The sequence below is a fragment of the Petrotoga halophila DSM 16923 genome (genome assembly GCF_002924615.1).
The window spans coordinates 33,858-55,918 of sequence record NZ_JALY01000177.1; the positions used below are offsets into that span (position 1 = coordinate 33,858).

The 22,061-nt window shown below is 34.9% G+C and carries 20 protein-coding genes, 1 tRNA gene and 1 pseudogene; 14 read left to right on the forward strand and 8 right to left on the reverse strand.

The genetic code is table 11. The annotated features are described in order from the left end of the window. Window positions 1-61: 61 nt before the first annotated feature. From AA81_RS08960 to AA81_RS09000, 8 genes are all read left to right on the forward strand, one after another. Window positions 62-1,033 carry an aspartate-semialdehyde dehydrogenase gene (locus AA81_RS08960; protein ID WP_103898839.1) on the forward strand — a complete coding sequence of 324 codons (972 nt, stop codon included), beginning with the start codon at window positions 62-64 and terminating at the stop codon, window positions 1,031-1,033. A gap of 1 nt (window position 1,034) precedes the next feature. Next, on the forward strand, window positions 1,035-2,276 hold the full coding sequence (gene lysA / locus AA81_RS08965) for a diaminopimelate decarboxylase (protein WP_103898840.1): 1,242 nt from the start codon (window positions 1,035-1,037) through the stop codon (window positions 2,274-2,276). Window positions 2,277-2,874: 598 nt separating this feature from the next. Beyond that, window positions 2,875-3,753 carry a 4-hydroxy-tetrahydrodipicolinate synthase gene (dapA, locus tag AA81_RS08975; protein WP_103898842.1) on the forward strand — a complete coding sequence of 293 codons (879 nt, stop codon included), beginning with the start codon at window positions 2,875-2,877 and terminating at the stop codon, window positions 3,751-3,753. Then, window positions 3,750-4,388 (forward strand): 4-hydroxy-tetrahydrodipicolinate reductase, encoded by a 639-nt coding sequence (locus AA81_RS08980; protein WP_103898843.1) that lies wholly within the window; start codon window positions 3,750-3,752, stop codon window positions 4,386-4,388. Before dapA ends, AA81_RS08980 begins: the two co-directional genes overlap by 4 nt. 120 nt (window positions 4,389-4,508) lie before the next feature. Then, window positions 4,509-5,210, forward strand: coding sequence for a 2,3,4,5-tetrahydropyridine-2,6-dicarboxylate N-acetyltransferase (dapD, locus tag AA81_RS08985; RefSeq protein WP_103898844.1), 702 nt, complete (start codon window positions 4,509-4,511; stop codon window positions 5,208-5,210). Window positions 5,211-5,244: 34 nt separating this feature from the next. Then, on the forward strand, window positions 5,245-6,444 hold the full coding sequence (locus AA81_RS08990; protein ID WP_103898845.1) for an aspartate kinase: 1,200 nt from the start codon (window positions 5,245-5,247) through the stop codon (window positions 6,442-6,444). Continuing rightward, window positions 6,441-7,580 (forward strand): aspartate aminotransferase family protein, encoded by a 1,140-nt coding sequence (locus tag AA81_RS08995; RefSeq protein ID WP_103898846.1) that lies wholly within the window; start codon window positions 6,441-6,443, stop codon window positions 7,578-7,580. The genes AA81_RS08990 and AA81_RS08995 overlap by 4 nt, the downstream gene beginning before the upstream one ends. Beyond that, window positions 7,577-8,689, forward strand: coding sequence for an amidohydrolase (locus AA81_RS09000; protein WP_103898847.1), 1,113 nt, complete (start codon window positions 7,577-7,579; stop codon window positions 8,687-8,689). Before AA81_RS08995 ends, AA81_RS09000 begins: the two co-directional genes overlap by 4 nt. Here AA81_RS09000 and ispD read toward each other — a convergent pair. Beyond that, complete coding sequence (gene ispD, locus AA81_RS09005) at window positions 8,686-9,369, reverse strand: 2-C-methyl-D-erythritol 4-phosphate cytidylyltransferase (RefSeq protein WP_103898848.1); 684 nt, start codon at window positions 9,367-9,369, stop codon at window positions 8,686-8,688. The two genes, AA81_RS09000 and ispD, sit on opposite strands and share 4 nt — an antisense overlap. A gap of 439 nt (window positions 9,370-9,808) precedes the next feature. Here ispD and AA81_RS09010 point away from each other — a divergent pair, with 439 nt between their 5' ends. Beyond that, window positions 9,809-10,765, forward strand: a complete 957-nt coding sequence (locus AA81_RS09010) for an ROK family protein (RefSeq protein WP_103079593.1) — start codon at window positions 9,809-9,811, stop codon at window positions 10,763-10,765. Between the two features lie 139 nt (window positions 10,766-10,904). On the opposite strand, the gene AA81_RS09015 is transcribed toward AA81_RS09010, so the two are convergent. Beyond that, a complete protein-coding gene (locus tag AA81_RS09015; protein WP_103898849.1) occupies window positions 10,905-11,741 on the reverse strand; it encodes a DegV family protein in 837 nt (278 codons plus the stop codon). Between the two features lie 228 nt (window positions 11,742-11,969). On the opposite strand from AA81_RS09015, the pseudogene AA81_RS09020 reads away from it, so the two are divergent. The 3 genes and pseudogenes from AA81_RS09020 to AA81_RS09030 form a co-directional block, all read left to right on the forward strand. Continuing rightward, window positions 11,970-12,779 (forward strand): annotated as a pseudogene (locus AA81_RS09020) (fructose 1,6-bisphosphatase); the annotation flags it as partial. Between the two features lie 172 nt (window positions 12,780-12,951). Further along, window positions 12,952-14,190, forward strand: coding sequence for an MFS transporter (locus tag AA81_RS09025; RefSeq protein WP_103079595.1), 1,239 nt, complete (start codon window positions 12,952-12,954; stop codon window positions 14,188-14,190). A gap of 48 nt (window positions 14,191-14,238) precedes the next feature. Continuing rightward, window positions 14,239-14,314 (forward strand) — tRNA-Pro (locus AA81_RS09030). 35 nt (window positions 14,315-14,349) lie between these two features. Here the strand turns inward: AA81_RS09030 and AA81_RS09035 are convergent. From AA81_RS09035 to AA81_RS09060, 6 genes are all read right to left on the reverse strand, one after another. Then, window positions 14,350-14,958 carry an isochorismatase family protein gene (locus tag AA81_RS09035; RefSeq protein ID WP_103079596.1) on the reverse strand — a complete coding sequence of 203 codons (609 nt, stop codon included), beginning with the start codon at window positions 14,956-14,958 and terminating at the stop codon, window positions 14,350-14,352. Window positions 14,959-15,106: 148 nt separating this feature from the next. After that, a complete protein-coding gene (locus AA81_RS09040; RefSeq protein WP_169926385.1) occupies window positions 15,107-15,652 on the reverse strand; it encodes a YdcF family protein in 546 nt (181 codons plus the stop codon). A 205-nt stretch (window positions 15,653-15,857) separates the two neighbouring features. After that, window positions 15,858-16,271, reverse strand: a complete 414-nt coding sequence (locus AA81_RS14885) for a prepilin peptidase (RefSeq protein WP_369333232.1) — start codon at window positions 16,269-16,271, stop codon at window positions 15,858-15,860. A 60-nt stretch (window positions 16,272-16,331) separates the two neighbouring features. Next, a complete protein-coding gene (locus AA81_RS09050) occupies window positions 16,332-17,408 on the reverse strand; it encodes a tetratricopeptide repeat protein (protein WP_103079599.1) in 1,077 nt (358 codons plus the stop codon). A gap of 147 nt (window positions 17,409-17,555) precedes the next feature. Continuing rightward, window positions 17,556-17,996: an Hsp20/alpha crystallin family protein gene (locus AA81_RS09055; RefSeq protein ID WP_103079600.1), complete on the reverse strand. Its 441-nt coding sequence runs from the start codon at window positions 17,994-17,996 to the stop codon at window positions 17,556-17,558. A 328-nt stretch (window positions 17,997-18,324) separates the two neighbouring features. Beyond that, window positions 18,325-19,011: a CPBP family intramembrane glutamic endopeptidase gene (locus AA81_RS09060; protein ID WP_103079601.1), complete on the reverse strand. Its 687-nt coding sequence runs from the start codon at window positions 19,009-19,011 to the stop codon at window positions 18,325-18,327. A 309-nt stretch (window positions 19,012-19,320) separates the two neighbouring features. Between AA81_RS09060 and AA81_RS09065 the strand changes: the two genes are divergently transcribed. Both AA81_RS09065 and AA81_RS09070 read left to right on the forward strand, forming a co-directional pair. Next, a complete protein-coding gene (locus tag AA81_RS09065) occupies window positions 19,321-20,538 on the forward strand; it encodes an ArsB/NhaD family transporter (protein WP_245863551.1) in 1,218 nt (405 codons plus the stop codon). A 254-nt stretch (window positions 20,539-20,792) separates the two neighbouring features. Beyond that, the coding region (locus tag AA81_RS09070) for an ArsB/NhaD family transporter (protein WP_103898850.1) at window positions 20,793-22,061 on the forward strand (1,269 nt) is incomplete at its 3' end.

Genomic DNA, 22,061 nt, shown 5'->3' on the forward strand with positions numbered 1-22,061 from the left:
TTTTCTTATTATTAAGACCTCTCCACTGTGAGAGGTCTTCGATTTTTTGGAGGTGCTTTTTTTGAAAGTCGGAGTTGTAGGAGCTACCGGTGAGGTAGGAAGAACATTTTTAAAGTTATTTGAAGAATACAAACTAATAAACGAAATTTCCGAATTGCGTTTGTTTGCATCGGAAAGGTCTCAAGGGCAAGAGATCGAGGTCGGTTCTAAAAGATATACCGTGGAAAAGCTACAAGAAGAAAATATGAAAGAGAAGTTTGATTACCTTTTTTTCTCGGCAGGCGCCTCGGTGTCAAAAAGATTCGCTCCCATAGCACAAAAATCCGAAAATGTTGTAATAGACAATTCTTCACAATTTAGGATGGACGAAACGATTCCACTTGTTGTTCCAGAAATTAATGCAGAGTTGTTGAAAAATTATAAAGGAATAATTGCAAACCCTAACTGTTCAACCATTCAAATGGTTTTGGCCCTTAATGGCATACATCGTGAGTTAGGTTTAAAAGAGATAGTTGTCTCTACATATCAGGCAGTATCTGGCGCTGGAAACAAGGGTATAATCGAACTTTTAAACCAAGAAAAAGGGATAAACGAAGTGAAACATTTTCCAAGGGTTATAAAGAACAACGTTATACCATTGATAGGAGAAAAAAAAGAGAATGGGTCTACTTTTGAAGAAGAAAAGATGATAAACGAAACTAGAAAAATTTTTTCTGATAAAGAGATGAAAATATTTCCAACCACCGTTAGAGTGCCTGTACTCTACGGACATTCTGAATCGATTTTCTTCAGAACAAAGTTGGATTCTTCTGTTGATGATATTATAAAATTGGTTGAATCAACTCCAAACGTCGAGTACAACGAGGAAAAAATCACCCCCGTAGAAGTTGCGGGAAGTGATATTACATTTGTCTCTAGAATAAGAAAGATCGAAGAAAAAACCTTTTTGATGTGGGTTATAGCGGATAATATAAGAGTTGGTGCTGCTACCAATGCAATTAGAATACTTCAAAAACACAGGGAATTGAACTGAGGTGCAGGGATTGAAAAAAGAACTTCCCTTTTCAGAGAAAGAGTTAAATACTTTATTAAAGAGCGTACAAACACCTTTTTATCTCTACGATGAAGAAGGTATAAGAAATAGAATAAGAACATTAAAAGATGCTTTTTCTTGGGCTGATTTCAAAGAGTTTTTTGCTGTGAAGGCAACCCCTAATCCCAACATATTAAAGATCACAAAAGAAGAAGGTTGTGGAGTAGATTGCAGCTCAATGGCAGAACTGGTGGCAGCAGAAAAAAGCGGGTTCGTGAATAGTGAGATTCTCTTTACATCCAATGATACCCCATTGCAAGAGTATGAAAAGGCTTTATCTTTAAACGCTATTTTGAATCTTGACGATGTAAGTCACATTGATTTATTAAAAGAAAAGCATGCGTTGCCTGACTTGATGTCCATCAGATATAATCCAGGCGGGGATTTTGGGAACGAGATAATAGGGAATTTAAAGGAATCAAAATTTGGAGTACCAAAAAAAGATCTTATAAATGGTTTCGCGAGACTTAAAGATTATGGGGTTAAAAGATTCGGACTGCATGCGATGTTGATCTCAAACGAATTGAACCCTCAAAATATCATAAAAGTCGCCCAATTTCTTTTTGAAACCGCTGTGGAAGTGAATAAAAAATTGGGGATAGATTTTGAATTCATTAATCTCGGTGGCGGTTTTGGTATACCTTATAAACCTGAAGAAAAGGAACTTGATATATACTACATATCACGTCAAATAAAAAAAATGTATGAGGATATTTTACTGGAAAATGGACTAAAACCTCCAAAGATATATATGGAGCATGGGAGATACATCACGGGTCCTAATGGTTACCTCATTACAAGAGTCTTGCATATAAAAGATTCTTACAAAAAATATGCGGGAATTGACGCTAACTCTGCAAATTTATTGAGACCCGCTATGTACAAGGCTTATCATCATGTAACGGTTTTAAATAAAAACTCTGATGAAAAAACAGAGTTGTACGATGTAGTGGGATCGTTATGCGAAAACAACGACAAACTCGCAACAAATCGATTATTACCAAAATTGGAACGAGGAGACGTCTTAGTTTTTCATGATGTTGGTGCACATGGATACTCCATGGGATATAACTATAATGGAAAATTAAGATCTGCTGAGTATTTGTTCACCAAAGATAGAGAATTCAAAATGATAAGAAGAGCCGAAACGTTGGATGATTACTTTGCAACTTTCAATTTCTAATCCAATTGTGGGTGGGGAGCAGATTTTAAGAACCTCAGGTCCCTTCCATAATGGTAAGCAAGCTGGGTTAAAGGGACCGCAGGTCCCTTCCTTAAAAACGGGCGGGCCGCGGGGTGAAAGGGAAAGATCTCTTTTCCTTATGGGTGGGCTGCGGGGCGAAGGGGCGCAAATAACGACTAAGCGCAGCTTACAAAAAAATGTTTTAAAAGGGTCACAGGGCGGAGCCCTATCCCACCAGGGTCTAAGGGACCGCAGATCCCTTCCATAAAACGGGTGGGGAGCGGGGTGAAAGGGCGCTATCAAAATCTAAGCGCAACTTACAAAAAAATTGTTTTAAAAGGGTCACAGGGCGAAGCCCTCCCCCACCAGGGTCTAAGGGACCGCAGGTCCCTTCCTTAAAACGGGTGGGAAGCGGGGTGAAAGGGCGCTAACAAAGTCTAAGCGCAGCTTACAAAAAAATTGTTTTAAAAGGGTCACAGGGCGAAGCCCTCCCCCACCAGGGTCTAAGGGACCGCAGGTCCCTTCCTTAAAACGGGTGGGAAGCAGGGTGAAAGGGCGCTATAAACAGAGATATAAAACTTTAAAGGAGGAATTCCAAATGTTTACTGGTGTTGGAACAGCTATTATCACACCTTTCGACAAGGAAACAAACGTCGATTATAATTCATTAAAAACTTTTGTTAAATATCAGCTTGATAACGGTGTTGACAGTTTAATAGTTTTAGGAACTACTGGAGAAGCACCTGCTATTGAAGAGGAAGAAAGAGAAAAAATAGTCAACACCGTAGTAGAAATTGTCAATAAAAAGGTTCCCGTTATTGTGGGAACGGGGACAAATAACGTGAATCACGTTTTGAAAAACAATAAATTGGCTGAAAGTGCTGGTGCAGATGGTTTATTAATCGTCACCCCTTACTACAATAAGAGCACGCAAAAAGGATTGGTAGAGTATTTTAAGTACATCTCTGAAAGAACAACTTTACCAATAATAATGTACAACGTTCCTTCGAGAACTGGCATGAATATAAATCCAGAAACAGCCGTTTCTATCCACGAAAACTGTAAAAATGTAATAGGGGTGAAAGAGGCGAGCAGTAATATATCACAAATAGTAGAATTATTTTCAATAAAACCAGATTCTCTTAAGGTATTTTCCGGAAACGATGATCAAGTTCTTCCTATAATGAGCTTAGGTGGAGATGGGCTTATCTCAGTTACATCCAATGTTGCCCTAAAATCTTTCGTTGAATTGACTCATAGCATTCTTAACAACGATTTAGAAAAGGCAAGAAAATTAAACAATCAATTTATGAAACTCAACAAACTATTGTTCAAAGAGGTCAACCCCATTCCTGTCAAATACGCCGTTTCTTTGTTAGGTTTATGTGAAAATGTCGTGAGATTACCATTGGTAAAAGCAAGCCAAGAAACAGAGAAACTTCTCAAAGAAGAGATGGAAAGGTTGAATCTCCTATGAAGATAGGCATAGTCGGATACAAAGGACGAATGGGAAAAGAGATAAAAGACCTCTTTGAGGAGAAGAACCATGAATTTGTCTGGGGATACGATAAAGATGGTGAGCATTTTCAAGAAAAACCCCAAATTATTATCGATTTTTCACTTCCCGAAGTTTTTGAAAAAACTGAAGATTACGTGAAAAAATTTAAAGTTCCATTGATCATTGGAACAACAGGGCTTCAAGATGAGCAGATTGAAGCTTTAAAGGCTTTAGCTAAAGATGTACCTGTAGTTCAAAGCTACAACTTTTCGATCGGCATACAATTGTTTCTAAAGATGGTGGACTTTTTGAAAGATAAAATCGACGGGTGGGATATTGAGATAGTTGAAACACATCATAGATTTAAAAAAGATAAGCCTTCTGGAACAGCCAAGATGATAAAAGAAAGCTTGGATAAAGATGTACCTATAAGCTCATTAAGGTTGGGGAATGTAGCAGGAGATCATGTATTGTACATGGCGAACTTGGGCGAAGTTCTCGGTATTTCTCATAGGGCTTTATCAAGAAGAGCCTTCGCAGAAGGGGTCCTTAAGTCCGCAGAGTTTGTAACCAACAAAAAGAATGGGTATTTTACCTTTACAGATGTAATTTAAGCGGATCAGGTCACAGGGCGGAGCCCTCCCCCACTAGGGTCTAAGGGACCGCAGGTCCCTTCCATAAAATGGGTGGGGAGCGGGGCGAAAGGGCGCTAAAACAGTTAATAGGAGGTCATCATGAACACCGAAGAAATAATAAATTTAATAGCAACCTCAAAGAAAAAGAATCCTTTAAAGGTTTACATTAAAGGTAACCTCAAAGAAGTAGATTTTTCCAATGTAGAATTTTATGGTAACGATGAATTCGGAATTTTGTTTTGCGAAGAAGAAGATTTCAAAACAATTTATGAGAATAATAAAGATTCTATAATTAATTACAGGATAGAAAGAGATAGAAAGAATTCAGCTATACCTTTGGCAGATTTATCTAAATACAACGCGAGAATAGAACCAGGTGCTATAATAAGGGATCTTGTGGAGATAGGCGACGGTTGTGTTATTATGATGGGTGCCGTCATCAATATAGGAGCTTGTATTAAAGAAAACACCATGATAGATATGAATGTTGTTATAGGAGGAAGGGCTCAAATAGGTAAAAATTGCCATATTGGTGCAGGAGCAGTTATAGCAGGAGTAATAGAACCACCAAGTGCTCAACCAGTGGTGATTGAGGATAATGTTCTTATTGGAGCTAACGCAGTGATATTAGAAGGGGTCAAAGTAGGTGAGGGATCAATAATCGGAGCAGGTTCTGTTGTAATTTCTGATGTCGAACCTTACTCTGTGGTAGCAGGAGTCCCTGCAAAATTCATTAAGAAGGTTGACGATAAAACAAAAGCCAAAACGCAACTTATAGAAGGGCTTAGAAAACTGAAATAATTTATTTATATAAATTTACCGGGGTGGATTATTAATGAAATTGATAGTTCAAAAGTACGGAGGAAGTTCTCTTGGGGATTCTGAAAGGTTGAACAATGTTGCCAAGAGAATATGTAACAAAGTAGAAGAAGGGTTTAAAGTATTAGTTGTGGTTTCTGCAAGAGGAGAGACCACCAATAGGTTGATAGCATTAGCTAAAGAAACAGTTAAAAATCCTGAGCCACGAGAATTGGATATGCTTTTAGCTACAGGAGAACAGATCAGTGCCTCTCTGTTATCGATGATGTTGAACGATAGAGGTATCAAATCAAAATCCATGAATGCCTTTCAATTAGGTTTATTGACTACTTCTGACTATAATGAGGCTCAGATCAAAGCAATAAATAAAGAAACAATCCACAAAAACCTTACAAACAATGATGTTTTAGTTATTACAGGATTTCAAGGTGTTACAGAAGAAGGAGATTTAACAACCTTGGGAAGAGGGGGTTCTGATACTTCCGCGGTGGCTTTAGCCGCTTCTTTAAACGTTAAATGTGAAATTTACAGTAATTTTGCCGGTATTTATACCGTTGATCCAAAGATTTATCCCCAAGCAAAAAAATTAAAGTACGTTACTTACGATGAAATGCTAGAAATGGCGGCTTTAGGAGCAAAAGTATTGCACCCAAGGTCGGTAGAAATCGCTAAAAAGTTTAATGTGGAGTTATACTGTGCATCGTCTTTTTCAGATGAGGAGGGAAGTTACGTGGTCGATAATTACAACGAATATATAGAAGAACCTGTTTTAACCGGTTTAAGTGTGGATGAAAATCAAATTCAAGTCACTATTTTTAATCTTCCAACGGGCCATTTTTTTATTAATAAAATTTTTGAAATCGCCGCCAACAAAAACTTAAATATAGACATGATATCCATCATAAAAAACAATGAAAAAGTTGATATCTCTTTCAGCATCGTAGACAGTGTAATCGATAATTTTAGAGAACTTTTAAATGAATCCCTTAAAAATTATCAAGAGAATTTTATCGATTTTAAAAATGATTTAGTTAAAATCTCAGTAGTCGGAATAGGTATGAAAAAGGCAAGAGGGGTGGCTTCCCGGTTTTTTAAGGCTATTGAAGATATCCCTATTTTTTTGGTGACTACTTCGGAAATAAAAATTTCATGTTTGATTCCAAAAGAGTATAAACAAAAAGCTGTTGAAAGTTTAGCAAAGGAGTTTGATTTATGAGCCTACTAAAAGTCTACAACCCATTTCCAATAAAAATAGATAGAGCGGAAGGTTGTTACATTTACGATAAAACAGGGGAAGCGTTTTTGGACACATTTGCTGGAATAGGGGTAATGAGTTTTGGGCATTCTTACCCATCTTTGTTACAAGCTTTGAAGGAAAAGATGGATAGATATATGCACACCTCTAATTTTTTTCTCGATGAAGATGCCATTTTCGTATCAGAAAAACTAGTTAATTTCACGGGGAAGAATGGTACAGTTTACTTCAGTAATTCTGGAGCAGAGGCAACAGAGGCTGCTTTAAAAGCTATTAAAAAAAGAGCAACAGATAGAAGGAATAAGATCGTTTTTTTCGAGAATGGTTTTCACGGTAGAACTTTAGGTGCACTTTCTATAAACGGTTTTAAAGATCTAAGAAAGCCCTTTGAACCTTTGCTTCCCAACACTATAGAACTGAAGTATAACGATGTTGAGGATTTAAGTAGATACTTCGATCTATTTGGAGAAGAAACGTTGGCTGTTTTTGTAGAACCGATTCTGGGATCAGGCGGAATAGTATCAATCAAACCAGAATTTGCATCTTTGATAGAGGACTTAAAAAGGAAATATAATTTTATTTTAGTCTGCGATGAGGTTCAAGCTGGACTTGGGCGAACGGGAAAAATTTTTTCATACCAGCATTTTGGGCTATCTCCTAATATTATAACCATTGGGAAATCCATAGGCGGCGGTTTACCTTTGGGAGGTACGATATTTCTTGAAAATCTATCTCAGGCTTTTGAAAAAGGAGAACACGGCTCAACTTTTGCTCCAAATCCTGTAGCCCTTGCGGGAGCTAGGTTCGTTGTGGAAAACATCCCTTCTCTTCTGAAAGATGTTGAAGAAAAAGGAAATTACATAATGCAATATTTAAAAGAGAAAAATTTTGAAAAAGTAAAAGAAGTTCGAGGTAAAGGTTTGATGATTGGCATAGAGTTAAAAGAAGAGGACCCTCAAATGAGGGAAAAAGGTCTACAAGAGGGCCTTTTGTTGAATGTACTTCATAATAGTGTGATTCGTCTACTGCCTCCTTTAAATATTGAATATAACGATATCAAAAAGATGTTGACAAAATTAGAGAAGGTTTTAAAATGATCCTTTCACCGTACGAATTGAGACATAAAATACATGAGAATCCAGAATTATCTCTTGAAGAGTATCAAACTACAGAATTATTGGAAAGAACCATAAAAGAAGCCGCTTCCTTTTACAATGTTGATATTAACGTATATAAACCTTTAAAAACTGGACTTATTGTTGAGTATAATGGTGGTGGCAGTGGCGATGAGTACCTTCTTTTTAGGGCAGATATCGATGCTTTAAACATAAAAGAAAAGACCAACGTTGATTTCAAATCAAAAAACGAATACATGCACGCATGTGGTCATGACGTTCATACTGCTATCTTGTATGGTTTTTTTATCAACGTAATAAAAAATAAAGTAAAGAAAAATATAATATTTTTATTTCAACCTGCAGAAGAATCAAAGGGTGGAGCCCAAAAGGTCATCGAAAGTGGAATATTGGATAAATTCAATATAAAAGCGGCTTTTGCACTACACGTCAACGATGACTTCCCCCTGGGGACCATCGCTTCAACGCGTGGTACACTTTTTGCTTCAGCCCTTGAGTTCTTTGTGAATTTTGAAGGGGTTTCCTCACATCTTGCCTTTCCTCATCAATCTAAAAATGCGTTGAACGCCCTTCGCATATTTTTAGATGTGTTGGATAAACTACCAAAAGATCCTATGGAGCCTTTTGTAATTGGCGTTGGTAAAGTAAATGCTGGTAGCGCGATCAACATTCTACCAGGGAACTCCCATGTTGAAGGAAGTATCAGAGGTGTTAATTCCGAAAATAGCCTAAAATATTTCGAAGATATGAAAAATATACTGTCAGGGATAAAGACCATGACAGGGGTTGATTATTCGTTAAGCAAAGGGTCTTTCTATTCGGAAGTCGTTAACGATTCATTGCTATACGACAAATTTATTCCTAAACTCTCAAAAACATTTAATTTTATTGACTGTGGCCTAAAAATGACGGGTGAGGATTTTGGCTTTATATCAAAAAAATATCCCGCACTAATGTGTTGGTTAGGGAGTTCCAAAGGCGAACACCACGGTCTTCATAACCCTGAATTTTTGCCTCCCGATGAGGTAATAGATGTTGGGATCAAGGTTTTTGAAACATTTTTAGATTAAGGATTCAATTCAAAAAAACATCTGGCTAGTTCAAAATCCTCTTTTTTCGTTAGTTTGATGTTATTTTTGTGATCTTCCACAATCGATGTTTCATAACCAGCATGAATAAATATAGATGCGTCATCTGTGAAGGAAGATAAGATCTTTTCCACATTTTGATAAGCTTTAAGTAATTTGGCAAAATCGAAAGTTTGAGGGGTATGATGCAGATAAATCTGGGATCTTTCTAAAGTTTTTAAAATCCGACCGTTATTGACTTGAGAAACCGTGTTTTCTGCCATTTCTGCCAAAACAGCCCCTCCTATTTCTTTTGCTTTGTAGATGCTTTCATCTATTTTTTTAATATCAACGAAAGGTCTTACGGCATCATGAATGCAAACTAAATCAGGCTTATTATCTTTTTTATTCAAATACAACAGGGCGTTATAAACGCTTTCTTGTCTACTGCTTCCGCCAATTACCACATTCTCAAATTTTGAGAAGATTTTAACCTCTTTTTCTGTTAAATCTACGTAGTTTCTATGAGATACGACGAGGAACTTATCTATTAATTTTGAATTCTGGAATTTTTCAGCCGACATACTCAATATAGTTTTGTTTTTTAATTTTACAAATTGTTTTGGAATTTCAAATCCTGCTCTTTTTCCTTCTCCAGCTGCTACTATAATTGCATAAACCATTTTCTCCACCCTTTATTATTTTTTGTATTTTTAAAAGATAGGTTTAGTAGAACTTCATCTTTTTTTTAAACAATTAATTTTACATTTGATATAATAGATTGATAAACTTATTATAATATATTTTTGGCAGAATTGTGCGGGGTGGGTCACAGGGCGAAGGATCCTTTTTCCCCTTTCCTTCTGGGCGGGCAGCGGGGCGAAGGGGCGCTAACAAAGTCTAAGCACAGCTTACAAAAAACCTACAAAAAAATTGTTTTAAAATAGGTCACAGGACAGAGCCCTTTTGCAGATTTGTGCAAAAAGTTTTTTTAAAATAAACTTTGATTTTGAACTTGGGGATCTTAAGGGGTTTACCCCTTAACGTCCAAGGGTGGGCTGCTGGGCGAAGGGGAGCTAATATAATAGAAGACAGCAAATACACTTTCAAGGAGTGATGGCAATGTTGGTAGTAGGAATCGATTTGGGAGGCACTGAAATAAAAGCTGGATTAGTCGATGAAAAAAAAGGAATAATTAAAAAAATTTCTAGGCCTACAGAAGTTGAAATGGGAAATGCCCAGGTAATAGCTAATATAACAAAAACGGTGAAAGAATTAGCGGAAAAAACTGAATTTTCCGCAATCGGAATAGGTTCACCAGGTTCAATAGATAGAAAAAATGGAATTGTGAGATTTTCCCCAAACTTTCCAAATTGGCGCAATTTTGAATTGGTTCGTTTGATAAAAGAAAATATAGAAGTTGACGTCTTTTTAGAAAATGATGCAAATGCCTTTGCACTTGGAGAATGGTATTTTGGAAAAGCAAAGGGTTTGCACGATTTCATCGCTTTAACCATAGGAACAGGCATAGGTTCAGGCGTTGTTTGTAACAACACATTTTTAACGGGTAAAGATGGGTTAGCCCCAGAATTGGGACATGTTGTAGTTGTACCAAATGGCCCACAATGCGGTTGTGGTAATAGAGGATGTGTAGAAGCTACTTCTTCTGCCAAATATATAGCATTAGAAGCCAAAAATTTGATAGATAGATATCCGGATAGCCTTGTATTAAAATTAGCCGGAAAAAAAGAAAAAATTGAATCAAAACACGTTTTTCAGGCTTATGAAAAAAATGATCCCCTTGCCAGTGTAGTTTGTAATTTTGCCATCGATGCACTCGCAAGGGCTATTGGAGGCTATGTTCATGCCTTCAATCCTGAAAAAATAATAATCGGCGGGGGATTAAGTAGAGCTGGAGATGCTCTCTTTGTTCCCTTAAGAGAAATGACGAAAAAATATGTTATGAGCAGTTTCGTCGACACTTACACCATAGAACAATCATCTTTAGTGGAAGATGCGGGCATTTTAGGGGCAGCATCTGCAGCCTTTTATGCCGAAGAAAACCCTTTTAGTTCATAACCAAGAATCTCTTATCTAGAACCGAAAGAAACTTTCACAGGCATTTATTCTTGCTGTATAAAATGAAGATAAATGCAAAAAAACCACATATATATTATAACCGTCAATAATGACGGGAATTTTCAACATCTAATTCACTTTAAAAAGCAAGTATAACTCCGCCTTCATTAGCATAAACTGTACTTATCCCTGCAGTTTCCACAATAATTATATCTCTGAAATTATATCTTTTAGCTGCCTCTTTTTTAATATACTCGGCTCTCTCGAGAGCATTGCAATGAGCAATTCCTAAAACTTTATCTTTCAAATTATTCCCCACTTCTCCTATTTTATCAATTAGCTTTTTAATCGCATTTTTGCTTCCTCGTGCTTTATCCAATAAAGTTATAGTACCTTCTTTAGTACCTGCCAGAATAGGTTTTATATTCAAAAAAGAGGCAAATTGACCTTTCAATTTCCCCATACGTCCTGCTTTGATAAGGTTATCTAGCGAATCAAGCACAAATAAGGTCTGCATCTCTTCTATATATTTTTCTGCTTTTTTTATTATTTCTTCCCTACCGAGTTTTGCTTCAATTAATTCACCAATTTTGTAAGCAATCATTGTTTCACCGACAGAAGCGCTAAAAGAATTGAACACCTTCACGAATTTGTCTTTAGCTTCTTCCAATAAAATATTCTTAGCGAGAACCGCATTCTGGTAACTCGAACTTAACTCCTTAGATAATGTAACTACAAAGGTATTTTCATATTTCTCGAATAAATTTAGAAATGGAAGAGGCCCCGGGCTGGCAGTTTTAGGGACTTCGGTAGAGTTTCTCATTGCCTCCAGTAGTTTTTCACGGTCTAGATTCTCATCATCTATAAAATGCTGATCACCAACATCAATAAATAATGGAACTGTCGATATATCAAATCTTTCTTTAATTTCTTTTGTTAAATAACAACAACTGTCAACTACTATTTTAAACTTCACTATTTTATTCCCTCCATTGAGCTTAATTATATTTAATCAGCTTCAGTGAATATTATACCAATATATCATGAAAAATCGTCTTTTTAATTAAATTTTTACTTATAAAAATATTTTAAAATCAATTAATCAAAGGATATCTCCCAAGGGATAAAAAGATCTCAAACTACGGTGTAAATCACTCCCCCTTGGTTTAAGGGACCGCGGGTCCCTAGCTTAGAAGAGTGGGCAACCGGAAATATTAAAGGAATGGGGCCAGGCATAGCAGAAATGGAATTTACAGAACGGGGGTCTGAAACTTTAGTTGCATTTATGATGGATAAAACAGAACCAGGTTCTTTTAACTTCCCCATATACAAAATTTTTGCGGATCCATTCAATACTGCAGGATTGATTATTGACCCTTTGCTAATTGATGGATTTATATTTGAAGTGTGGAATATAAAAGAAAGAAAAAGAATTTTTCTCAAATGTCCCGAAGATTTGTATCTTTTATTATCTTTGATAGGTGCAAAAAGCAAATATGTTATAAAAAGGGTTTTTCCCAAGGATTCTAGCCCTCTACCTAAAGATGAACCCGTTGCAGTAGTAAGCACAGAAAAGCGGTTCTTTATCGCTGAAAAATATGTAGGGAAAGACGATCCAGTAGCATTGGTAAGAGCACAATCGGGTTTACCAGCTTTGGGAGAGGTCTTAGAACCCTTTAGCGTACCTTATTTAGTCAGTGGATGGATGCGTGGTTCACATAACGGCCCTTTAATGTCCGTTTCTTTCAAAAATGCTCAATGTACACGATTTGATGGGCCACCTCGTGTAATTGCAGCAGGCTTCCAGATAAGTCACGGTAATTTTATCGGTCCTATAGATTTGTTTGATGATCCTGCTTTTGACCTCTCTCGGAAAAAAGCTTTAGAATTAGCAGATTACCTAAGGTTACAAGGTCCTTTCGAACCACACAGGCTTCCACCTGAAGAAATGGAATATACTACCCTCCCAGGAGTATTAAAAAAGCTTGAAACAAGGTTTGAAGAATTGGAATAATAATTTCTCTTATGAGGTAACTCCCGAAGCAGCATGCGGGAGTTACTTTTTTATGCAAATTAATCAATAACTTTAAAAATTTTAATAAAATACTTGACTTTTTTAATGTTATATAATATAATTCTTGTAGAATATTTATTATTATATTGAAAATATTAAAGGAGGAGATAAAATGTCAAATTCAACCGGCGGGTTACAACTTTTAATAAAAAACCGTAATTTTCTACTTCTTTTTTTCGGTAGGCTAGTATCCAGTGTCGGATCTGCTATTTTTATCATAGCTATTCTTTGGTCGGCTGCAGCTGAGATAGGCGGGGTAGGTGCAGTTAGTACTGTTTTAAGTACTATAGCTGTTACGAATATTATCTTTTCTCCTTTTGCAGGTGTTTGGGCAGATAGATGGAAAAAGAAAAATATCCTTGTTATAACTGATTTAATAAGTGGCGGAATCCTTATTTTGCTGGGTATTTTCTTTGGAACATATTTCTATCAAATTTGGGTATTGATAATAACCATTTTTGGATTACAGATCTGTGGTACTTTATTTGGTCCTGCGTTGTTGTCTTTAATCCCGATTATGGTAAACGATAATGAGCTTTCTCAAGCTAATGCCATGATTTCAATGACAGATAGACTTTCACAACTTATTGGGATGGCTATCGGCGGTGTGATTGTGTCTTTAGTGGGAATAAAATGGGCAATTTTAATCGATGGGATGACTTTTATTTTCTCGGCAGTCTCTGAAATGTTCATAAAAGCGGAAGAAAAAGGCAGAAAAGAAGAGGAAGTTAGGAAAACTGGTTTGGTTTTTTCGGATATAAAAGATGGTTTTAAAGTGATATGGTCCAATGTTCAACTTAAAGGGTTGATAACCTTAGAAACTTTAGATGATTTTTTTGGAACCACTATATTCGTTTTCTTACCTGTGTTGGCTAGTGAGATACTGAAAGTAGGTCCTGGTGAGTATGGAATTATGCAAACGATGTTGGGAGCAGGTTCTTTTATTTCCGCCCTAGTTCTATCATCCATTAAAGAAATAAAAATGAAGTACGTAGCACTAATGTTATCCTCAGTTTTGGCAGGAGTATTCCTGGCTTCTCTTGGTATAGTTAACAGTTATATTTACGTATTGATTGCTTTGTTGATGTTAGGTGTTATGACTGAGATAGGAAATATTAATGAAAATCTTTTGATTCAAAGAATTACCCCTGAAAACACAAGGGGACGAGTTTTTGCGTTGCGATCAACGATAGATAATTCGTTAAGGCCTTTTTCTTATGCTTTTGCTGGGATAATGGCAACATTTTTTTCATTGAAAAGTTTGTTCTTTGTGTTTGGAATAATAACTAGCATACTTGGAATATTTTACCTAGTGATACCTAATCAATTGAAAAAACGGAATGTTTCCTAAAAATTTGACGTTCTTTCGAAAATATGATATAATTTTTTTGAAGTAAACCGGAGCGTAGCGCAGTTGGCAGCGCGTCAGCATGGGGTGTTGAAGGTCGCTGGTTCAAATCCAGTCGCTCCGACCAAGAATACGGGGTTGTTCCCCGTATTTTTTTAAACCCTAGATTATTATTCTACCAAATTTTTCTTCAACGATTTCTTTAATATCCTTTTTGTTCACAGCTTTTATATATTGGCTTACTGGGAATATCCTATGTCCTCGTTTTAACGCATCTTCTATCGTTGCTATTACGCATACGTCTCCTGCTAAGCCTAAAACCACTAAATTTTCTATCTTATGCTTTCTCAAAAGTTCGTCTAATTCTGATTCAATTCTTCTTTCACTGTCTTTGTAAAATGCTGAATAGCTATCTCCATCCACTTCTTCGCCTTTTTTTATAACGAAATCATAAGTATTTATAAATAGTTGATTCCCATAAGTACCTTTTATGCAATGAGGAGGCCATTTTTCAAAAGATATGTGATTTTCAGGGTGATCATCCATACTTGCAAAAATCTTAAAATTTCTCTCTTTCATTAAAGTCAAAAACTCGTTTACCTGATCTATCCACTCTTCATTTGTTCCAACTACTGGAAGTTCGTTAGAACATCTTTCGGTAAATCCGTTTTGACAATCAACACACAATATTGCAGTATTTGAAGGAGATAATTTTAATGTGTTTACTATATAATTAGTAAACTCGTAAGGTGTTTTGTTGTTTTCAACCATTTGTGATCCTCCTTTGAAAGTTTATTATACAGCGCCCCTTCGCCCCGCAGCCCGCCCATTTAAGGAAAGGGCCTGCGGTCCCTTAGACTTTGCAGTCAAACTTATAAGGATAAAAAAACTCCCCTCTTCGCCCGGCTCGGTCTGAATTTTAGTCACTGATCTTAAATTTGACCAATCCCAAATATTCATGCCAAGCTGACGAAGTTGCTTCTAGGAATCTCATATTGGGCAAGAAATCATACCATTTCAATTCCTCTCGCGAAATCTTATAATCTGTAGGAACGGGAACAACATCGATGTTTGTGTAACTTTCGAAATAATTCATAGCTCTTGTTAAATGTATTGCGCTGGTGACTAAGTATATCTTTTGTACTTCATAATCTTCCAATAGTTTAAGCGTAAACTCCGCATTTTGCTTGGTGTTTTTGGCAAGTGGTTCTACATAGATATCGTTTGGTTTGACTCCCATTTTTAACAATTCTTCTTTCATTATTTGAGCTTCAGGTATCTCGGTGCCTAGTAGTTTCCCACCTGTTACAACTATGGGAACCTGTAAATTTTGGTAAAGCAAGAAACCTTCATATACTCTTTTCATAGCACTATCAGATAATTCTCCAGATCCTTTTCTTGGAGTTTCGGGAATTATTCCTCCTCCAAGTACAACTATTACCCCTTTTTCTTGTGTATTATCCAACAGAGAAACATCCACTGGAGGATATCTATTTTCCAGCGGTAAAACGATTATTTTTGCAAACCATCCAGAAGAAAATATATAGATTACAACGCAAAGGGTTAAAAGAGGAAAAGATAGTTTCTTCTTCCTTATTAACCAGATAATTAAAAATATTATGCCGAGTGAGATAAAAATACCTGGAATTTCTATAAAAGATGTAAAAATATCATAAAATATGATAAACCCCCCTAAAAATATATAAAGTGAATGTACTCAACATTACATAAAATCCTAATGGAACCTTCTTGATTTTCTTTTCTATGTTCGATAAAATAATTAGAATTATGCTAACAATTATGACGGGAAATATATAAATACCAATAAGAAGAGAAAGGACTGATAGAAACTTCACGTCTCCAAAACCCATTTTCCCATTTCGCCAATAATAAAAGGTAATTAAAAAGATAATGATAGTAAAAAAAAGATTAAAGTAATCAAAGTTGAGTAATGCAATTACCAAAATAGCTACTATTCCTAAATCAGGAATGATAAAGGTAAAATAATCATATAGCCCTATATACAAAAGGCTATTAGCAAAAAGCAGATTTTGCCAGTTAAAAGAGGTGAGTATGACAAACATATTTACAACTATATAAGACAAAACGATAATTAGAACCTTTTTATTTTTATTCAGTGTTTTTTACACCTTTTCTATTACTTCCATTTCCTCTTTCGTCAAATTTTTGTTCAGAATTTCTTCAAGCCCATAGATGTACCACATGTACTTATCTTTTATTTCTTGATATATACTTTTGGCTTCCTCAAATTTTTTAACCTTTAAATAAGGTATAACCAATAGCAATTTAAAATGTTCATTTTCTTTATCTTGGTCTATATATTTTTCTAAAAAGTTTTGAGCTTCTTTATATTTACCATTTTCAAACATTACTTTAGCCCATACCTCTATGTCGGTTGAATATTCAGGTGTCGTATTGAGAATTTCCTCTTTGAGTTCATTCGCTTCAGTAGTTCTTGATAATTTTTCATAAATAGTACATAACTCATATTTACCCAATACACTGTTAGGGAATCTATTAAGAAATTTTTCTAAAACGTGAGCGGCTTTTTCATAATCCCCTTTTTGCATGTAAGCATCTGAAATCATGAAGTAGGTTACATAATTGTTAGGAGAGAGTTCTAACTCTTTCTTCCAAATAGCAGCTGCTTTTTCGTATTCGCCTAAATTAAAGTATAATTCTCCTAATTCAGACAAAGCAGCTATATTCCAAGGATCTAATTTAACAGCTTTTTCTAAATACTCCTCTCCTTCTTCCATCTCACCTTTTTCTACTAAAACTGAACCCATTAATTCGTAGGCGGGAGCGAAACTCGGATCAATTTTGAGTATAAAATGCACAACATCTTTCACGAAATCGAAGTTCTTTTTATCAGCTTCCAATAAAACCGTATCGAATAGTCCATTCAAAGATATATGTGTTAAGTCGGAGTAATTAATTTGAAACTCAGAAAAATAAGACAAAAATTCGGAAAGAACGAAGGGATAAATCACAAAGCTGGAAGTTAAACCGGGCAAGTATTCTACAAGTTTTTCGATTTTCTTTGTTTCTTCAATAAATTTTGAGTTGTTTTTTAAATCAGCCTTCATTAACTCAAAATCTCCTTCATACAAGAACTCACAAAGCAAGATTGGAAAAGGGGTTAAATCAGTTATTTCAATTTCCTCTTCTCCAAGGTTGAACTTTACTATGTGCTCCATGGGTATCTCCTCCTTTTAGCTAGATGTTGTTGCTTTTATTTTTTATTATACCATAATTAAGATTTATTAAGAAAATTTATTTGCAATATTTTGCACTTAAAATTATAAAAAGCAGGCTTGCGCCTGCTTTCTTAAATATTATGATGTTTATTCAATTTTGATCTCTTTTCCTTCACCTTTAGCTGTCTCAACTTTTGGTATAGTTAATTTTAAAACTCCATTTTCATATTCAGCTTTAATTTTGTCTTTGTCGATATACTCTGGAAGTCTTATAGTTCGTTCAATCCTACCAAAGTATCTTTCTCTCCTATATACGTTCCCTCTTTTTACTTCATCGGATTCTTTTTTTTCTGCGGATATGGTTAATAGATCATTGTTCAATTGAACTTTTATATCTTTTTTGTTTAAACCAGGTAATTCACACTCTACGATGTAATCATCGTCAGTTTCATAAACATCCATCTCACCACGAGAGGTCGTTCCAAAAGGCAATGATCTAAAGAAATCTTCAAACTCTCTATTGAAGAAATCAAAAGGAGATAACAAATCTTCTCTGTTATCTCTATCGTCTCTTCTTCTTTCCAACATTTGTTATCGCCTCCTTTTTCACTGTTTTTCCCATCTTTAGAAACTTGAAAACTTGTTTTAGCGCCCTGAACCCTTTTAAAACTGAAATCTTTTTGAAGATTATAGAGTTTCTAAAATATTTATTTTACTAAAATTTGCGCTCTTTTGCCCCGCTCCTCACTCTTATTTTTGTCTATTGTTGTTTATTATTTTCATTAAAATTATATATCAAAAAAATCGATAATGTCAAGAGCGTTTTTAAAAATGGTTATGATTGTTTTTAATTGATAATAAAAGATTTATATTAATATTAAATTTAATTATAATAAAATATTTAATCACTTGTTATTTAAGAGTGATAATTATTTAAAAATCGTTTCTTTAAGATAATTAAGTAAGTTATAGTTAACCCATCTGAGAGGGTATGTATTATGATTGGATAGATCAAACTATTTGAAATTTGAAAGGTATATCCCAAAATCGATCCCATTATGATTCTTCCTGGCAAAAGACTTATAAATTGTTTTATACTTTCTCTGCCAAAGAAAAGATTGTTTAAGTGAGCGAAAACAAAAATTATTGTTGCTATGATGGTTGCATATTCAATAGAAAAAATTGAACCTGGTAAAAACATTCTTAAATTTCCTTGGATAAATCCTCTATAAAACAATTCTTCGGTAGGGCCTACAACCATCCAAACATGTAATAATATAATTTTGTTATTTCGAAAATTTCCGTAGGGAATCTTCATGAGATCAGAAAAGGACATCTTTCTCATACTACCTAAAGATCCCAATATTAAAACAAAAGAGATTAGAAGCATAATAAACCCTTTTTTAAAATTCCCAGTTTGAAATCCTGCCTGCTGGAAGTTTATTCGTGAAAGATAGATAAGAAAGATTGAAATGGTAATACCGAATATTCCTAAAATTACATTTCCCAAAGAAATACCTTTTCTTTTTAGGAGAAGTCGACCTATTGCATATATTAATAAATAGTAGATAGCAATTAAAATGATAAATTTAATAAAAGCCATTTATTCACCTACTTTTATGGACGTTAAGGGGGGAACCCCCTTAAAAACCCCCAAACTAAAATCAAACCCATTTAAAACATAGTTTGCATACTGCAGCAAACGCTGCCCACCCTTCTTATATATCTTCAATTTAATTATACAATATTAGTATGCTTAACTTCCATCAATGTCATTGAGAAGTGCAACATGGATTATAAAGAAATTTTTATTTATTTGACTTTAGATTTTTTTTAAACTATAATTAGTTGGGGATATCTAATCCCTTCAGAACATTTGTAAAAAAGAATGGTTCCGTTTCGGAGGAATTATATGTCAATATATGCTATAACATCATTAATAGTCTTCATAATAGTCGTGGTAGGAATGGTTTTTCAGAAAATAGATAGAGCACTTATCGCTATGTTGGGGGCTATTTTTCTATTAGGAACAGGGGTATTTCCTAGCCAAATTGGTGCAATAAAAGAGTATGTGGATTATAACACCCTCTTGTTGCTGCTTGGAATGATGATATTTGTGGAAACTTTAAGAAAGACAGGTATATTTACATTCTTAGGCCTCTCTATGTTGAGAATGTTCGGAAATAACACCTACACTTTATTCATTTCTCTAATTTTTTTGGTTGCTTTATTTTCTGGTTTTATTGACAACGTTACGACCGTTTTAGTTTTTATCCCAATGACTTTTGCCATTACTGATTCCTTAAATATTAATTATCTACCTTTTGTTTTAGGGGAAATTTTCGCATCGAATATTGGAGGTATGGCAACAATAATTGGTGATCCTCCTAATATTATGATTGCTTCTGCGGCAGGTTATTCTTTCTCAGAGTTCGCACTTATTATGTATCCTGTTACATTGATCAATTTAATATTCGCCATTCTCTTATTGATATATTTTTTCAAAGAAGACTTATCAATTAAAATAGACAAAGAAGCGATTAAAAACTTTGATGTATCTCACATAGTAGAAAACAAAAAAGAATTTATCGTGTCTATACTTTTGTTTGGAGCAGTTATCCTAGCTTTTGCTTTACAACATGAGTTAAATTTAGAAAGTTCAACCGTTGCCTTAGCTGCAGGTTTTTTCTCGTTATTTATTCTTAGACCGAAGGATTTAAAGGAGACATTATCTAAAGTTGAATGGGAAAACATTTTGTTTTTCTTCGCTTTATTTTTAATAGCTGGTGCACTTGAAGAAACAGGTATCATTAGCGCTTTTTCTAATATGCTTGTTGATTTTGCCGGTAATTCGTTACGCATATTTAGCTTTTTGATTCTAACAATTTCTTCCTTCTTTGCTGGTTTTTTAAATAATGTTCCTTTAACGGCTGCAATGATACCTGTCATTGAAAAATTATCTATTTCTGAGTCTTCCATATTTATTAATCTTGATCCCATTTGGTATTCGTTATCTTTGGGTGCTTGTTTAGGAGGGAACTTAACTCCAATAGCTGCTTCAGCGAACGTTATAGCGTTAGGTCTTTTAACAGAATTTAAAGGAAAAACAATTTCATTTTGGGAATTTTGAAAATACGGTTTGATAATATTATTGGGAAATATAGTAATTTCAGGAATATATGTAAATTTCTTTTTTTTCTGATTACGTAATGGACGGGCTGCGTGATGAAAGGGTCCAGAACTCTCTCCTTAGATGGGCGGGGCGAATGGGGTAGACTCTTTTCATCCTTAGGGGGAGGGGAGTGGGGCAAAGGGCCGCTATCTTTACAGTTTTAAAGTTTCTAATGACAGTAAAATAATAACATCAGGAGGAAGTTTTAATTTATGCCACAAACTGAACTAATAACCCTTATAGTATTTGCAGTAGTATTGTTTTTTATTATCAATCACAAGATAAATAGAACCATTGTTGCTATGTTGGGAGCTTCGGTACTTATTATATTCGGGGTTTTCCCAGACGAGATTGAAGCTATAAGAAATTATGTAGATTTCAACACCCTTCTTTTACTGTTTGGGATGATGCTCTTTGTAAACGTTATTCGAAGAACCAGCCTTTTTTCATATGTTGGCATTAAGACTTTGAGAATATTTGGAATAAACGGATATATGCTGTTTATTTCCTTGACTTTTTTAGTTGCAATAATATCAGGTTTTATTGATAATGTTACTACAATACTTGTTTTTATACCTATTACTTTTGCTATAACGGATTCATTAAAAGTCAATTATTTCCCTTATGTTTTAGGTGAAATTTTTGCATCGAATATTGGAGGGATGGCAACCATCATTGGTGATCCTCCTAATATAATGATAGCTTCAGCTGCAGGATTTTCTTTTTCAGAATTCGCTTTAGTTATGTACCCAATAGCATTAATTAATCTCTTATTCATGGATATGCTCTTTATTTTAGTTTTTAAAAATGATCTTCAAATGAAATTTGATAAAGAGACTATCAAAAGTTTTGATACTTCTCATTTAATTGAAGATAAAAAAAGTTTTTTCCTCTCTATAATCCTTTTTGTAACAGTAATAATTGCTTTTTCGGCTCAACACTTTTTAGGTGTAGAAAGTTCCACTATTGCTATAATAGCAGGGTTCTTCTCTTTACTGATACTAGCACCAAATCAGGTGAGGGATACTTTGAACGAAGTTGAATGGGAAAGCCTTTTGTTCTTTTTTGGTTTATTTCTCATTACAGGAGCGATGGAAGAAACTGGAGTGATAGCTGATTTATCCAATATCATGGTAAAAGTTGCAGGCAATTCAGTTAAATCTTTCTCTATGTTTATTTTACCTGTTGCTAGTTTAATTTCGGGATTCATTGATAATATTCCTTTTACAGCTACTATGATTCCCGTTGTTCAACATTTACAAGTAGTGCAACCAGGTATTTTTAGCAATTTGAGTCCAGTGTGGTATTCGCTTGCGATGGGGGCATGTTTGGGTGGAAATGCAACTTCCATTGGTGCATCAGCTAATATTATTGGGCTTGCAATGCTCACGCAGTTTAAGAATAAAACTATCTTGTTCAAAGATTTTGCTAAATACGGATTATTACTTGTATTAGGAAATATAGTTATATCAGAAATATAT

Bases quoted from the DNA above. Each gene is read 5' to 3' on its own strand.
- dapA (WP_103898842.1), top strand. From the start codon at position 2,875: ATGTTTACTGGTGTTGGAACAGCTATTATCACACCTTTCGACAAGGAA.
- AA81_RS08980 (WP_103898843.1), top strand. From the start codon at position 3,750: ATGAAGATAGGCATAGTCGGATACAAAGGACGAATGGGAAAAGAGATA.
- dapD (WP_103898844.1), top strand. From the start codon at position 4,509: ATGAACACCGAAGAAATAATAAATTTAATAGCAACCTCAAAGAAAAAG.
- AA81_RS08990 (WP_103898845.1), top strand. From the start codon at position 5,245: ATGAAATTGATAGTTCAAAAGTACGGAGGAAGTTCTCTTGGGGATTCT.
- AA81_RS08995 (WP_103898846.1), top strand. From the start codon at position 6,441: ATGAGCCTACTAAAAGTCTACAACCCATTTCCAATAAAAATAGATAGA.
- AA81_RS09000 (WP_103898847.1), top strand. From the start codon at position 7,577: ATGATCCTTTCACCGTACGAATTGAGACATAAAATACATGAGAATCCA.
- ispD (WP_103898848.1), bottom strand. From the start codon at position 9,369: ATGGTTTATGCAATTATAGTAGCAGCTGGAGAAGGAAAAAGAGCAGGA.
- AA81_RS09010 (WP_103079593.1), top strand. From the start codon at position 9,809: ATGTTGGTAGTAGGAATCGATTTGGGAGGCACTGAAATAAAAGCTGGA.
- AA81_RS09025 (WP_103079595.1), top strand. From the start codon at position 12,952: ATGTCAAATTCAACCGGCGGGTTACAACTTTTAATAAAAAACCGTAAT.
- AA81_RS09035 (WP_103079596.1), bottom strand. From the start codon at position 14,958: ATGGTTGAAAACAACAAAACACCTTACGAGTTTACTAATTATATAGTA.
- AA81_RS14885 (WP_369333232.1), bottom strand. From the start codon at position 16,271: ATGTTTGTCATACTCACCTCTTTTAACTGGCAAAATCTGCTTTTTGCT.
- AA81_RS09050 (WP_103079599.1), bottom strand. From the start codon at position 17,408: ATGGAGCACATAGTAAAGTTCAACCTTGGAGAAGAGGAAATTGAAATA.
- AA81_RS09055 (WP_103079600.1), bottom strand. From the start codon at position 17,996: ATGTTGGAAAGAAGAAGAGACGATAGAGATAACAGAGAAGATTTGTTA.
- AA81_RS09060 (WP_103079601.1), bottom strand. From the start codon at position 19,011: ATGGCTTTTATTAAATTTATCATTTTAATTGCTATCTACTATTTATTA.
- AA81_RS09065 (WP_245863551.1), top strand. From the start codon at position 19,321: ATGTCAATATATGCTATAACATCATTAATAGTCTTCATAATAGTCGTG.